Origin of the sequence: Calidifontibacter indicus, assembly GCF_003386865.1 — a bacterium.
Classification (GTDB): Bacteria; Actinomycetota; Actinomycetes; order Actinomycetales; family Dermatophilaceae; genus Yimella; species Yimella indica.
Genome location: NZ_QTUA01000001.1, coordinates 3,484,430 through 3,497,776, shown reverse-complemented (window position 1 = coordinate 3,497,776; position 13,347 = coordinate 3,484,430). Strand labels below are relative to the sequence as shown.

Genomic DNA, 13,347 nt, shown 5'->3' with positions numbered 1-13,347 from the left:
CCGATGCCCGACGAACAGCAGCGCCGTCCCCGCCGTCCGCAGCCGATGACGCCGGAGCAGATCGAGGTGCACGCCGAGTCGGTCGATCCGGCCAAGGCCAGCGAGATCGCCCACGAGACCGCGCAGATCCTGGTGCGCACCGGTCGGGCGAGCGACGACCCCAAGCTCACCGCGACGCTGGTCGACCTCGTCGCCGAGCTCGGGCTTTCCACCGTCGCCGACCTGTGGTCGCGGCAGCCCGCGGTGAGCCTGCCGGGCGCTCTGTGGCGCGTCTACGCCCTGCGCGAGTGGATCGAACGCGATGCCGCCGGTGCCTCACAGGACTACTTCGAGGGGCGTTTCCGCGCCGATGTGCCGGCCGCGATCGCGGGCAGCGCCGAACCGCCGTCGCCCGACGCGATGCGCGAACTCGGCCACGCGATCCTCACCGGTGTCTACCGGGGCGAGTTCGACACCGCGCTCGAGCGGGCGGCGGCGTTCTGTGAGGTGGTGGCCACCGGACGCGTGCACCGCGCCGACCTCAACGACGGGCGCGACGAACCGGCCGCGCGCACCCAGACCATCTCCGCGTCCAACCTGCGCGCCACCGCGGCCGACCTGCGCCGGGCGGCGGCGTCGTGGCGGGCCGGCACCCTCGACTGAGGTCGAGCGCCGGGCGACGCGAGGCGATTCTCCGTCGTCGAGACAGCTCGGTGCACGGCGTCGCCTCGGCGAGCCGGGCAGGGACGTCAGGGCTCGACGACCACCGTCTGCGCCGCGGTCACATCGCCGGCGCGCAGCACGGCGTCGACCGGCACATTGCGCTTCACGACGCCCAACGCGATCGGGCCGTCCTCGTAGTGGCGCACCACCGAGGTGAGCCGGCCGACCGGACGGTCGTTCGCGGGGGCGAAGAGGTCGGCGCCGGCCTCCGGCAGCAGGTGCCCCGAACCGTCGAGGTGCAGGAACACCAGTCGGCGCGGCGGACGGCCGAGGTTGTGCACCCGGGCGATCGTCTCCTGGCCGCGGTAGCAGCCCTTGTGCAGGTGCACCGCCGTACGCAGCCAGTCGAGTTCGTGGGCGATCGTGCGGTGGTCGGTGTCGACGAGGTGCCGCGGACGCCATGCGGCGACACGCAGCGCCTCGGACGCCCAGGTGCCGACGAGCGGCCGGTCGCCGACGACCGCTTCGAGGTCGTCGCGGGGCACGACGAGTTCGCGCCAGGCACGCCCGAACGCCGGGTGCGGGTCGACCGCCGAGTAGGCGGCGGTGTCGGGGCCGAGGTCGGGCCACGGGTCGACCCAGGTGATCGCCACCTGTGCCGGGGGAGCGTCGGTCGACGGGTCGCCCAGCACCGCGAACTCCGAGCTGCGGTCGGTCACCTCGACCCGGAGCATGAACTGCATCTTGCGCAGCCATTCGACCAGGGCCGGCGCCGTGCCCGGCTCGACGGTGATCCAGGTGGTCTCGCCGTCGTCGACGATGTGCAGGTCGTGCTCGACGTGGCCGTGCGGGCTGAGCACGAGCGACTCGGTGCCGACGCCGGGGGCGAGGTCGTCGATCTTCTGGCTGGTCATCGAGTTGAGCCAGCTGAGCCGGTCGGGTCCGGCGACGGTGACGACGCCGCGGTTGCTGAGGTCGACCAGCGCCTCACCGGACTCCAGCAGACGTTGTTCGCGCATCGGGTCGCCGTAGTGGGCCGCGACCCCGGCGTCGAGTCCGTCGGCTTCGACGGCGTGCTCGCGCTCGAGCAACGGCGACCGGTATGCCTGCATCTCATTGGCTTCCACGGCTTCAGGTTACGTCCGCACGGCCCTGCCTAGACTGGCGGCCATGACGGACCCGAACGAGCCCGCTGGTGCGGACGGGGCGCACGACGCCCCCGACCACCACGAGGCGACCGAAGCCCGCGACGACGATCTGCTGCCACCGCGCGGATCGGAGCGCCACCACACGGGTGCGCCGTCGCCGTCCGACGACGGCGCGGCAACGTCGGCGGTCGGCGCGACCGGGGCAACGGGTAGCGGACTCGACGGCGACACCGACGCCGACCTCGATGACGACAACGACAACGACGCAGACGGCGAGGAGCCGAAGAAGAAGGCCGGCTGCCTCAAGGTCGGGTGCCTGACCCTGCTGTCGATGGCGCTGGTCGCGGTGCTTGCGGTCGGCGGGTTCGCGGCCTACCTGAACTGGAAGCTGGACAACAACATCCAGCGCTCGAACATGATCCCGGACAGCGCCGGTCAGCCGACCCGTCGCGCCGAGGCCGGCGACGCTCTCAACATCCTGCTGATGGGGTCCGACTCGCGCAGCACCAACCTCAACGACGCCAGCCGTTCCGACGTCATCCAGTTGGTGCACATCAGCGACGATCGCAAGAGCGTGCAGGTCATCCACTTCCCGCGTGACCTCTACGTCTCCATCCCGGGGCACGGCAAGAACAAGATCAACGCCGCGTACGCGTACGGCGGTGAGCAGTTGCTGATCCTCACCCTGCAGAACCTGCTCGGCATCAAGATCGACCACGCCGCCCAGATCGGTTTCGAGGGCTTCGCCAAGCTCACCGACACCGTCGGTGGGGTCGACCTCTACGTCTCCCAGCCGTACAGCGAGGGGTCGTTCGGCACCTGGGACGTCGGCTGGCACCACATGAACGGGCAGCAGGCGCTGGGGTTCGTGCGCGAACGCCACCAGCTCAAGGAAGGCGACATCGACCGCGGCCGCAACCAGCAGGCGTGGATCAAGGCCGTCATGGCCAAGACGCTGAAGGCCGGCACCCTGCTGAACCCGGTGAAGCTCAACACGATCGTCGACGACCTCACCGCCGACAAGAACCTGCGCGTCGACCAGGACATGCCGGTGCAGAGCCTCGGCTTCAGTCTGCGCAACCTGCGCATGGGCAACGTCAGCTTCTACACCGCGCCGTTCACCGGTTTCGGCAGCGATCCGGTGGCCGGGTCGATCGACATCGTCGACGAGCCGAAGATGAAGGAACTCGGCAACGCCGTCGCGACCGACGACTTCAGCAAGTACACCGGTTCGGCGAACCCGCTGCGCTGAACCACCCCACGACCCGCAAGTACCAGACAGGACCTCACGCGATGCCGATCGAACTCGACCCGAACATGCCCCGTGAGCTCGCGCCCTTGGCGTGGCTCATCGGACGGTGGGAAGGAGCCGGCGTGGTCGGTTACCCGACCATCGAGTCCAAGCACTTCGGCCAGGAGGTGCACTGCTTCCACGACGGACGTCCGTTCCTGGAGTGGCACAGTCGCACCTGGTTGTTGGACGAGGAGGGCAACAAGGTGCGTCCGTTGGCCACCGAACTCGGCTTCTGGCGTCCGCTGCCGGACGGCGAGGTGGAGTTGCTGCTGACCCACCCGACCGGGGTGGTCGAGCTCTACTACGGGCGCACCACCCCGGCGAAGATCGAACTGCGCACCGACGGCGTGCTGCGCAGCCCGCACGCCAAGGAGTACTCAGCGGGTGCCCGGATGTACGGCTACGTCAACTCCAACCTGATGTGGGCGATGGACATGGCGGCGATGGGTCAGCCCCTGCAGAGCCACCTGTCGGCCGAGCTCAAGCGGGTCGCGAACAACTGACGCCTCAGCGGGCTCGACGGGGCCGATCGAGCCTCAGCGGGCCAGCAGCCAGAGCGCCGCGAACGGCACCACACCCACGAACAGCACGCCCGCCACCGCGACGGCGAGCTGTGCCGGGGGCTCCTGCGAGCGCGGCAGCGGGGCGGTTACCCGGCGCAGGGCGTGCGCGATGCCGCAGGCGACCAGCCCGGTGACCATCGGGACGTTCCAGGTGACGTCGGCGGCGAGACCGATGACTGTGCCGGCGGCGCCGGCAACGACCATGCCGATCGGCAGGCACCACTCGCCGAGCCGGGTGCGACCGACGGCGAAGTCGATCACGAGCCCGACCGCCACGCCGGCGGCCGCGGCGTAGGTCGCCACCGCGCCGTCGAACTGCACGAGGGCGTTGATGTGGAAGGCGCCCACGGCGAGCACGGCGAGCCCGAACACGGTGCCGGCGATCGAGGTGACGAGCGATCGGCGTCCGTCGGTGCGCAGGAGTTCGTGCAGGAAGGTCGCCATCAAGGAGACGGCGAGTGCGGTGACCAACCACCGCAGGCCGCCGGAGCGCTCGGCGAGGAAGGTGACCAGGCCGATGCCGACGACCCCGACGAGCAGCACTGCGGAGCTTCCGGGCGGGCGGGGCAGGTCGAGCAGGATCGGCCATCCCCAGGCGAGCACCAGCCCGCACACCGCCAGCACGGCGGCGAGCGCGTAGGTGCCGCCGGCGGCGCCGGCAGCCAGCGCGGCACACGCGATCAGACCGGCGCCGACGGTCGGCGCGGCCACGATCGGACGCGGGTCGGCGGGTGCGGCGGAAGTGTCGGGCACGGCCGACATCATGGCAGCCGGGCGCCCGGAATGCGTTATCCGTGCCGTGTCCGCACGGCGTTCTGCACGACTCTGCGCACGACTCTGCGCGGTCGTCTCGGTCGCCGGGCGAGGTTCGGCGGCGGCGTTCTCGCCGAGCCCGCTCATCCGCCGGCGAAGGGCGGCAGCACTTCGATGAGCGTGGCCGCACCGACCGGTTCGTCGGCGCCGACCCGGCGTCCGTCGACCAGCAGAGCGCAGTGCGGCACGACGCCCGCCAACGCGGGGCGTGCGGTCGTGACGAGTTCGAGTGCGGCGGAGACGGTGGAGGCGTCGACGACCTCGCTCTCGACCCCGGCGGCGGCCTTGGCTCCGGCCCAGTAGCGGATAGTCGGCATACGGCCAGGGTACGGCGCCGCGGACGGGCCGACGTGACGGGGATTACAGACGGATCGGGTCGACCGAACGTAGTCTGGTCTGTCATGGCCGGACTGCTGCTCCTCACCGACGCCCGTGGGGCGAGTGTCGAGGTGCTTCCGGCGCTGGCTCTGCTGGGCCACCGGGTGCGTGTTCTGCCCGCCGACGCGGAGCTGTTGGTCGACCCGCCGCCTTACGACGCCGTGCTGCTCGACGCCCGCCGCGACCTGGTCGGGGCGCGCACCCTGGCACGGATGCTGACCGGGTCGGGCAAGCCCGTGCTGGGCATCTTCACCGAGGGCGGTCTGACCGCGGTCAACGCCGATTGGCAGCTCGACGACGTGCTGCTCGACAGCGCCGGACCGGCCGAGGTCGAGGCCCGGCTGCGGTTGGTGCTGACCCGCGCGGCGCTCGACGAGGACGACGACTCGGCCAAGATCGTCGTCGGCGAACTCGTGATCGACGAGCACGCCTACTCCGCCAAGGTCGGCGGCACCACGCTCGACCTGACCTACAAGGAGTTCGAGCTGCTGAAGCAGCTGGCCACCTACCCCGGACGCGTTTTCACCCGCGCCCAGTTGCTGCAGGAGGTCTGGGGCTACGACTATTTCGGCGGCACCCGCACCGTCGACGTGCATGTGCGCCGGCTGCGGGCCAAGCTCGGACCGGAGAACGAGGCGTTCATCGGCACGGTGCGCAATGTGGGTTACCGGTTCGCCGGGCCGCGTGACGCCCGGGGTGGCGACGCCGACGGCGCGGATGCGGACGACGACGGTGACGCCGCGAGGTCGGGTGCGGCGGCCGAGAAGGACGCGACGGCGGACGCCTGACGCTCTGTCGGCGCGGCGTGGTGGAATCGACGACATGGATCGCCCCTCCCTCGAAGCCGTGAACCGACTCGCCGACGCCGCACGCGCGGCCGACGGTGTGGCGCCGTTGTCGGAGGCGACCTTGCTGTCGCTCGCCGCGCCGTCCGCCGACGGCCAACTGCACGGCTACGTCGAGGGTGAGAGCGGTCTCGACGCCTACTCACACCTGCGGCTCGAAGACGACGGCACCGCCTGGGCCGAGATCGTCGTGCATCCGCAGGCGCGTCGCCGCGGCCTGGGCACCCGGTTCCTGGAGTTCGTGCGCGACCAGAACCCCGCCGTCCGGGTCTGGGCCCACGGCGACCTGCCGCCGGCTCGGGCCTTCGCGGCACACCACGGGATGCGCCGGGTGCGTGACCTCTGGGTGATGTCGCGTGCGGTCGATACCGACCCCGCGATCACCGATCCGGTGGCGCCACAGGGGTTCTCGGCGCGTTCGTTCCGCCCGGGCGACGAGCAGGCCTGGCTCGACGTCAACGGCCGCGCGTTCGCCCACCACCCCGAGCAGGGCCGCATGACCCTCGCCGACCTGCAGGCCCGGATGGCCGAGTCGTGGTTCGACCCGGCGGGTCTGCTGCTGGTCTTCGAGAAGGGCACCGGACGGCTCGCGGCCAGCCACTGGACCAAGATCGCCGAGCCGACCTCCGGTGTCGGCGAGGTCTACGTGGTGGGTGTCGACCCCGACTTCCAGGGGCGGGGCCTCGGCGGTTACGCCACGGCGCTCGGCCTGGCTCACCTGCGTGACCGGGGCATGCGGGAGATCGAGTTGTACGTCGAGGGCGACAACGAGCCGGCGATCGCCACCTACCGGCGCAAGGGTTTCGAGCGGTCGGCGCGCGACGTGATGTACGCGTTCGAGCAGTGATGCGGCCCGTGAACCGCTGGTGTCCAACGGCATTGCCGGGCGGTCCTGCGCAAGCGGGCCGGGCCTGACACGATAGGCGGCATGGATGCCGTGGATGCCAAGGAACAGCAGGCAGAGAAGGTCGCGGAGGGGGCCCCGGAGAAGGTCTCGGAACGCACCGCCACCCCGGAACAGTCCGACACCCCCGCACCCGCGGCCAGCGATGTGGCGTTGGCCCGGATGGCGCAGCGCGCCCACCGGGCCCGGGGCAGCAACGGGCGGTTCATCCGCAACACGGTCGAGCCGACACCCGGTGACGCCGACGAACTGCCCGACGACCGCTTCCTCGACCGGGAGGTCTCCTGGTTGCAGTTCAACGAGCGGGTGCTCGAACTCGCGAACGACCCGGCGGTGCCGCTGTTGGAGAGGGCGCGGTTCCTGACCATCTTCGCCAGCAACCTCGACGAGTTCTTCATGGTGCGGGTGGCCGGTCTCAAGCGGCGCATCTCCGCCGGCATCGCCGTCCGGTCGGCGTCGGGGCTGGAGCCGCGCGAGGTGCTCGACGCGATCTCGCACGCGGCCCACGAACTCATGGACCAGCACGCGTACGCCTTCCACGAGGTGATCCGGCCGGCCCTGCGTGAGGAGGGCATCCGCATCCTGCGGCCCGACCAGCTGACCGAGGCCGAGCGCGCCCACGTCGACGACTACTTCGAGCGCCGCATCTACCCGGTGCTCACCCCGCTCGCGGTCGACCCGGCGCACCCTTTCCCGTACATCTCCGGGTTGTCGCTCAACCTCGCGGTGCTGCTGGAGAACCCCAAGACCGGCCGTGAGCACTTCGCCCGGGTCAAAGTGCCGTCGGTGCTGCCGCGGATGATCCACCTGCCCGCCGACGACGCCAGCGACGACGCGCTCTACGACGACCGCTTCGTCGCGATCGAGGACGTCATCGCCGAGAACCTCGAATCGCTGTTCCCGGGCATGCAGGTCACCGAGCACTTCACCTTCCGCGTCACCCGCAACGAAGACCTCGAGGTCGAGGAGGACGACGCCGAGAACCTCCTCACCGCCCTGGAGCGGGAGTTGACGCGCCGCCGGTTCGGTCCGCCGGTGCGACTGGAGGTCGCCGACGACATGGACGACCACGTGCTGGACCTGCTGGTGCGCGAACTCGGCGTGCACCGGTCAGAGGTCTACCGCCTGCCCGAACCGCTCGACCTGCGCGGCCTCGGCCAGGTGGCCGACCTGTCCCGCACCGAGTTGCGCTGGCCGGCGTTCGTGGCGAAGGCCCACCCGGCGCTGTCGCCGGTGGAGCGGTCGTCGGCGGCCGACATCATCGGCGAGATGCGTGGCGGCGACATCCTGTTGCACCACCCCTACGACTCGTTCTCCACCAGCGTGCAGGCGTTCATCGAGCAGGCGGCGGCCGACCCGCAGGTGCTCGCGATCAAGCAGACCCTCTACCGCACCAGCGGTGACAGCCCGATCATCGAGGCGCTCATCGAGGCCGCCGAGGCCGGTAAGCAGGTGCTGGCGGTCGTCGAGATCAAGGCGCGGTTCGACGAGGAGAACAACATCACCTGGGCTCGCAAGCTGGAGCGGGCCGGTGTGCACGTCGTCTACGGCCTGGTCGGGCTGAAGACCCACGCGAAGCTGTGCCTCGTCGTGCGGCAGGAAGGCGAGTCGATCCGCCGCTACTGCCATGTCGGCACCGGCAACTACAACCCGAAGACCGCGCGGCTCTACGAAGACCTCGGCCTGCTGACCAGCGACCCGGTGGTCGGCGAAGACCTCACCCGGCTGTTCAACCAGCTCTCCGGGATGGCGCCGCGGGCCCGCTTCAAACGGCTCCTGGTGGCGCCCCGTTCGGTGCGCGCCGGGCTGTTGGAGCAGATCGAGCAGACGATCAAGGCGGCCCGGGACGGTCGCCGGGCGACCGTGCAGATCAAGGTCAACTCGATGGTCGACGAGCAGATCATCGACGCGCTGTACCGCGCCTCGCAGGCGGGTGTCGCGGTCGACGTGTGGGTGCGCGGTATCTGCGCGTTGCGTCCGGGTGTGCCGGGTCTGTCCGACAACATCCGGGTGCGCTCGATCCTCGGCCGGTTCCTCGAGCACTCGCGGATCTTCCGGTTCGCCGCCGACGGCCAGGACGACGTGGTCTACATCGGCAGCGCCGACATGATGCACCGCAACCTCGACCGCCGGGTGGAGGCGCTGGTGCGGGTCGAGGACAAGGTGCACGTCGAGTCCCTCGGCGACCTGTTGGCGCTCGGGATGAGCGACGACACCGCGTCGTGGCACCTCCAGAGCGACGGCCACTGGGAACGCCACCACACCGACGCCGACGGCAACCCACTGGTCGACATGCAGGCCGACCTCATCGCCCGCTACGCCCGCCGTCGCTCGAAGGCGCGCCGGCGGTGAGCCAGTCGTCGGGGTCGTTGCCGACCATCGGGGCGAGCGGTCTGGTGTTGTGGCGTCGGCAGCGGTCGGCGTTGCAGGTGCTGCTGGTGCACCGCGCGAAGTACGACGACTGGTCGTGGCCGAAGGGCAAGCTCGACCCGGGGGAGTCGTGGGTGCAGGCGGCCGTGCGCGAGGTGCTGGAGGAGACCGGCCTGCGCGGACGCGTGGGCGTGCCGCTGCCCGACGCGAGCTACCCGCTGCGCTCGGGCGAGCTGAAGCACGTGAAGTACTGGGCCGGCGAGGCGATCGAGGGTGACGGCGCGCTGGTGAACGAGATCGACGACGTGGCCTGGCTTCCGGTCGACAAGGCGCACGCCCGGCTCAGCTACACCCGGGACTCCATCCAGTTGCAGGCTGTCGTCGAGGCCGACCGGCGCTTCGGCCTGGCCACCTGGCCGCTGGTCGTCGTGCGGCATGCCGACGCCCTCGCCCGGGACGGTTGGGAAGGCGACGACCCGGAGCGTCCGCTCTCGGCCGACGGCAAAGACCGCGCCGAAGCGCTCGTGCCGCTGCTCGAGGCCTACGCCCCCACCCGCATCGTGAGTTCGGCCTCGGTGCGCTGCGCCGACACCGTCGCGCCCTACGTCGAGAGCGCCGGGCTCGACCCGGTGTTCAAGAATGGGCTCTCGGAGGAGGGCTTCGCCGCCGACCCGCGGAGGGTCATCAAGCACGTCGCTCGGGCGTTCTCGCGGGCGGAGCCGGTGGCGTTCTGCACGCACCGTCCGGTGCTGCCGACGATGCTCATGCAACTCGCCGCCCACTCGACACCGGACAGCCTGGCGGCCAGCACGTTGCGGGGGCTCGCGGAGTCGGGCATCGACAAGGGCGAGGCGTTGGTCTGTCACGTGGCGGGCGAGGGCGACCTGGCCCGGGTGGTTTCGGTGGAGCGGCACCGGCCCTGACCTCGTCCGCCGGCCTGTGGGTCGGCTGAGCGGCAGCGCAGTCGGTCGCTCGTTCAATTTCGGCCGCAGTTCGGCGCCGAAACAGTCGTGATCCGTGTCACGATCCCGCGGTTCCGCTAGCAGAATCGTGACCTGAGGGGATATTTCGATGGACCTCGTTCATCGTCTGTTCACCGAACGAGGGCCATCCGGTCACGTGGCCTGCCTACCTTCACTGACGTCCGGTGTTTGGCCGGCGTCCTGAGAGTCACCCCTTGAGAGGTATTCCCCGTGAAGATCACGCGTTCCGGCCGCGCAGCGAGCGTGGCACTTGTTGCCGCCCTCGCGCTGACCGCCTGCGGTAGCGACAACAACTCCGGCTCCAGCTCGAGCGCCGGTGGCGACTCCTCGTCGTCCTCTTCCGCCGCCGGCTCGTCCTCCTCGGGCGGTGGCGACAGCACTGCTGACGAGTGCGGCACCACCAGCATCACCGCTGAGGGTTCGACCGCTCAGGGCAACGCCATCGACCAGGTCATCTCGGACTACAAGGACAAGTGCTCCTCGGCCACCGTGACCTACAACGGCACCGGTTCGGGCGCCGGCATCAAGCAGTTCATCGCCAAGCAGGTCAACTTCGCCGGTTCCGACTCGGCGCTGAAGACCGAGGCCAAGGACGGCAAGGTCGAGCAGACCGAGGCCGACAAGGCATGCGGTTCGCCGGCCTGGAACATCCCGATGGTCACCGGCCCGATCGCCGTCTCCTACAACCTGCCGGGCGTCGACAAGCTCGTCCTCACCCCGGCCGTGATCGCCGACATCTTCAACGGCAAGATCACCAAGTGGAACGACACCGCGATCGCCGCGATCAACAAGGACGCGAAGCTGCCGGCCACCGACATCAAGCCGTTCTTCCGCTCCGACGAGTCGGGCACCACCGAGAACTTCACCAAGTACCTCGCCGCCTCGGCGAAGGACAAGTGGACCGCCGAGCCGGCCAAGAAGTGGACCGGTAAGGGCGAGGGCAAGGCCAAGACCGCTGGTGTCGCTTCCGCGGTGAAGTCGACCGACGGTGGCATCGGCTACGTCGAGTGGGGCGCCGCCAAGGACAACAAGCTGTCCTACGCGCAGATCGACAACGGCGCGGGCGCCGTCGAGCTGACCGGTGAGTCGGCCGGTAAGGCCGTCGCCGCCGCGAAGATCTCGGGCTCGGGCAACGACCTGAAGCTCAAGCTCGACTACGCCACCAAGACCGCGGGTGCCTACCCGATCATCCTGGTGACCTACGAGATCGTCTGCTCGAAGTACCCGGACGCGAAGGTCGGCACGAGCGTGAAGTCGTTCCTCAACTTCTTCGCCTCCGACGAGGAGCAGAAGGCGATCGAGGAGATCGGCTACGCTCCGCTCCCGACCGAGATCTCCGGCAAGGTCAAGACCGCCATCGCGGCGATCAGCTGATTCACCGTCGGTGGTGGGGTCGACCGCGCGTCGATCCCACCACCCTCGTTTCACGTTCCACCCAGTTCTGTGACAGCACGATAGGTAGGCACGCATGACCTCCATCACCGGAGTCTCCGCCTCCGACAGCACCCCCGAGCCCGACGGCCGCCCGCCGCTCGAGGGTGACGGCGCCGGCACCGGTCGGCTCGGCGACAAGCTCTTTGCGGGCGCCGCCACCGCAGCCGGTCTCTTCGTGATCGCCGTGGTGACCCTGATCGGCGTGTTCCTCATCGCCCAGGCAGTGCCGGCGCTGAGCAAGAACAAGGACAACTTCCTCACCTCGCAGGCGTGGAACGTGTCCGACCCGAACAACATGCACTACGGCATCGCCCGACTGCTGTGGGTCACCGTCAGTTCCTCGGTGGTCGCGATGCTCATCGCGGTGCCGCTCGGCGTCGCGATCGCGCTCTTCCTCACCCACTACGCCCCGAAGTGGCTCGCCAAGCCGGCCGCGTCGCTGGTCGACCTGTTGGCCGCGGTGCCCTCGATCGTCTACGGCCTCTGGGGCGCCAACATCGTGGCCCAGTACTTCGACCCGGTCGGCACCTTCCTCAACAAGTACCTCGGTTGGATCCCGTTGTTCGGCGACGCCAGCAACAGCGTCGGCAGTTCGATCCTGTTCGTGTCGATCGTGCTCGCGATCATGATCCTTCCGATCGTCACCGCTCTCTCGCGTGAGGTCTTCGCGCAGACGCCGCCCGCGCACAAGGAGGCCGCGCTCGCGCTCGGTGCCACCAAGTGGGAGATGATCCGCACCGCGGTGCTGCCCTTCGGGCGCCCGGGCGTCATCTCGGCCGCGATGCTCGCGCTCGGTCGCGCGCTGGGTGAAACCCTCGCCGTGATGCTCATCGTCTCGGCGCTCGCCGAGGGCTCCGACTGGAACTGGTCGCTGCTGTCCGGCGGTGAGACCTTCGCCTCCAAGATCGCCAACAACGCCGGTGAGTTCGACACTCCGAGCAAGACCGGCGCCTACATCGCTGCCGGCCTGGTGCTGTTCATCCTCACCTTCGTCGTCAACGCGATCGCCCGAATCGTCATCGAGCGCCGGAAGGCCTTCACCGAATGAGCACCGTAGACACCACCGCCAAGGGCGGACACGTCGAGATCGGGTCCAAGTCCGGCGGCCGGGTGGCCAAGGACCGCGCGGCCACGATCATCATGTGGCTCGCGTTCTTCGTCGCGATGATCCCGCTGGTCTGGATCCTCGGCACCGTCGTGGTCAAGGGCGGCAACCTGCTGCTGGAGTCGCAGTGGTGGACCCACTCCCAGGACGGCATCACCAACCGCCGCGTCGGCGGCGGCGCGGCGCACGCCATCCAGGGCACCCTGATCCAGGCCCTAGTCACCGCGCTCATCTCGGTGCCGATCGGTGTGCTCACCGCGATCTACCTGGTGGAGTACGGCCGCGGCAAGCTGGCCAAGGCCGTCAGCTTCATGGTCGACATCCTCACCGGTGTTCCCTCGGTGGTCGCCGCGCTGTTCGTCTACGCCCTCTGGGTGACCACCTTCGGCTTCAACCGGTTGCCGATCGCCGTCTGTTTCGCCCTCACCCTGCTGATGGTGCCGACGATCGTGCGGTCGACGGAGGAGATGCTGAAGCTGGTGCCGAACGAACTGCGTGAGGCGTCGTACGCACTCGGTGTGCCGAAGTGGAAGACGATCGCCAAGATCGTGCTGCCGACGGCCTTCTCCGGCATCGTCACCGGCGTCCTGCTGGGCCTCGCCCGCGTCATGGGTGAGACGGCACCGCTGATCATCCTCGGTCCCTACTTCAAGGGCATCTGGGTCAACCTGTTCAGCGGCCTCATGCCGACGCTGCCCACGATGATCAACGAGGGGCGCGACAACATGGGTCTGGACGCCACCGCGAACCGCGTGTGGGCGGCCTCGCTCACGTTGATCCTGCTCATCCTCATCCTCAACATGCTCGGCCGGCTGATCAGCCGGATGAGCAAGGTCAAGTCCTGAACCCCCGCTAAGACACAAGGAAT

Annotated in this window: 13 protein-coding genes; 10 read left to right on the top strand and 3 right to left on the bottom strand. The window is 69.5% G+C overall.

The window, feature by feature from the left end:
- Nucleotides 1-3: 3 nt before the first annotated feature.
- Nucleotides 4-642 (top strand): hypothetical protein, encoded by a 639-nt coding sequence (locus DFJ65_RS16615; protein ID WP_115923986.1) that lies wholly within the window; start codon nucleotides 4-6, stop codon nucleotides 640-642.
- An 86-nt stretch (nucleotides 643-728) separates the two neighbouring features.
- Here the strand turns inward: DFJ65_RS16615 and ygfZ are convergent, their stop codons facing one another.
- Nucleotides 729-1,754: a CAF17-like 4Fe-4S cluster assembly/insertion protein YgfZ gene (gene ygfZ / locus DFJ65_RS16610; protein ID WP_115924437.1), complete on the bottom strand. Its 1,026-nt coding sequence runs from the start codon at nucleotides 1,752-1,754 to the stop codon at nucleotides 729-731.
- A 58-nt stretch (nucleotides 1,755-1,812) separates the two neighbouring features.
- Between ygfZ and DFJ65_RS16605 the strand changes: the two genes are divergently transcribed.
- Together DFJ65_RS16605 and DFJ65_RS16600 are read left to right on the top strand one after the other, a co-directional pair.
- Nucleotides 1,813-3,042 (top strand): LCP family protein, encoded by a 1,230-nt coding sequence (locus tag DFJ65_RS16605; protein ID WP_245950352.1) that lies wholly within the window; start codon nucleotides 1,813-1,815, stop codon nucleotides 3,040-3,042.
- Nucleotides 3,043-3,083: 41 nt separating this feature from the next.
- Nucleotides 3,084-3,587, top strand: coding sequence for a heme-binding beta-barrel domain-containing protein (locus tag DFJ65_RS16600; protein WP_115923985.1), 504 nt, complete (start codon nucleotides 3,084-3,086; stop codon nucleotides 3,585-3,587).
- Nucleotides 3,588-3,620: 33 nt separating this feature from the next.
- Here DFJ65_RS16600 and DFJ65_RS16595 read toward each other — a convergent pair whose 3' ends face one another.
- Together DFJ65_RS16595 and DFJ65_RS16590 are read right to left on the bottom strand one after the other, a co-directional pair.
- Nucleotides 3,621-4,400 (bottom strand): hypothetical protein, encoded by a 780-nt coding sequence (locus DFJ65_RS16595; protein WP_147301439.1) that lies wholly within the window; start codon nucleotides 4,398-4,400, stop codon nucleotides 3,621-3,623.
- Between the two features lie 143 nt (nucleotides 4,401-4,543).
- Nucleotides 4,544-4,777 carry a MoaD/ThiS family protein gene (locus DFJ65_RS16590; RefSeq protein WP_115923983.1) on the bottom strand — a complete coding sequence of 78 codons (234 nt, stop codon included), beginning with the start codon at nucleotides 4,775-4,777 and terminating at the stop codon, nucleotides 4,544-4,546.
- 84 nt (nucleotides 4,778-4,861) lie between these two features.
- On the opposite strand from DFJ65_RS16590, the gene DFJ65_RS16585 reads away from it, so the two are divergent.
- The 7 genes from DFJ65_RS16585 to pstA all read left to right on the top strand — a co-directional run bounded on the left by DFJ65_RS16585 (nucleotide 4,862) and on the right by pstA (nucleotide 13,324).
- Nucleotides 4,862-5,626, top strand: coding sequence for a winged helix-turn-helix transcriptional regulator (locus DFJ65_RS16585; RefSeq protein WP_115923982.1), 765 nt, complete (start codon nucleotides 4,862-4,864; stop codon nucleotides 5,624-5,626).
- 34 nt (nucleotides 5,627-5,660) lie between these two features.
- Nucleotides 5,661-6,530 (top strand): mycothiol synthase, encoded by an 870-nt coding sequence (mshD, locus tag DFJ65_RS16580; protein ID WP_115923981.1) that lies wholly within the window; start codon nucleotides 5,661-5,663, stop codon nucleotides 6,528-6,530.
- 81 nt (nucleotides 6,531-6,611) lie between these two features.
- Nucleotides 6,612-8,939, top strand: a complete 2,328-nt coding sequence (locus DFJ65_RS16575) for an RNA degradosome polyphosphate kinase (protein ID WP_115923980.1) — start codon at nucleotides 6,612-6,614, stop codon at nucleotides 8,937-8,939.
- The gene (locus tag DFJ65_RS16570) at nucleotides 8,936-9,880 is read left to right on the top strand and encodes an NUDIX hydrolase (protein WP_245950350.1); all 945 of its coding nucleotides are present in this window, start codon (nucleotides 8,936-8,938) and stop codon (nucleotides 9,878-9,880) included. The genes DFJ65_RS16575 and DFJ65_RS16570 overlap by 4 nt, the downstream gene beginning before the upstream one ends.
- Before the next feature lie 270 nt (nucleotides 9,881-10,150).
- Nucleotides 10,151-11,314: a phosphate ABC transporter substrate-binding protein PstS gene (pstS, locus tag DFJ65_RS16565; protein WP_115923979.1), complete on the top strand. Its 1,164-nt coding sequence runs from the start codon at nucleotides 10,151-10,153 to the stop codon at nucleotides 11,312-11,314.
- Between the two features lie 94 nt (nucleotides 11,315-11,408).
- Nucleotides 11,409-12,422, top strand: coding sequence for a phosphate ABC transporter permease subunit PstC (gene pstC, locus DFJ65_RS16560; protein WP_115923978.1), 1,014 nt, complete (start codon nucleotides 11,409-11,411; stop codon nucleotides 12,420-12,422).
- Nucleotides 12,419-13,324: a phosphate ABC transporter permease PstA gene (gene pstA / locus DFJ65_RS16555; protein WP_115923977.1), complete on the top strand. Its 906-nt coding sequence runs from the start codon at nucleotides 12,419-12,421 to the stop codon at nucleotides 13,322-13,324. The genes pstC and pstA overlap by 4 nt, the downstream gene beginning before the upstream one ends.
- Nucleotides 13,325-13,347: the final 23 nt, after the last annotated feature.

Bases quoted from the DNA above. Each gene is read 5' to 3' on its own strand.
- DFJ65_RS16615 (WP_115923986.1), top strand. From the start codon at position 4: ATGCCCGACGAACAGCAGCGCCGTCCCCGCCGTCCGCAGCCGATGACG.
- ygfZ (WP_115924437.1), bottom strand. From the start codon at position 1,754: ATGCAGGCATACCGGTCGCCGTTGCTCGAGCGCGAGCACGCCGTCGAA.
- DFJ65_RS16605 (WP_245950352.1), top strand. From the start codon at position 1,813: ATGACGGACCCGAACGAGCCCGCTGGTGCGGACGGGGCGCACGACGCC.
- DFJ65_RS16600 (WP_115923985.1), top strand. From the start codon at position 3,084: ATGCCGATCGAACTCGACCCGAACATGCCCCGTGAGCTCGCGCCCTTG.
- DFJ65_RS16590 (WP_115923983.1), bottom strand. From the start codon at position 4,777: ATGCCGACTATCCGCTACTGGGCCGGAGCCAAGGCCGCCGCCGGGGTC.
- DFJ65_RS16585 (WP_115923982.1), top strand. From the start codon at position 4,862: ATGGCCGGACTGCTGCTCCTCACCGACGCCCGTGGGGCGAGTGTCGAG.
- mshD (WP_115923981.1), top strand. From the start codon at position 5,661: ATGGATCGCCCCTCCCTCGAAGCCGTGAACCGACTCGCCGACGCCGCA.
- DFJ65_RS16575 (WP_115923980.1), top strand. From the start codon at position 6,612: ATGGATGCCGTGGATGCCAAGGAACAGCAGGCAGAGAAGGTCGCGGAG.
- pstC (WP_115923978.1), top strand. From the start codon at position 11,409: ATGACCTCCATCACCGGAGTCTCCGCCTCCGACAGCACCCCCGAGCCC.
- pstA (WP_115923977.1), top strand. From the start codon at position 12,419: ATGAGCACCGTAGACACCACCGCCAAGGGCGGACACGTCGAGATCGGG.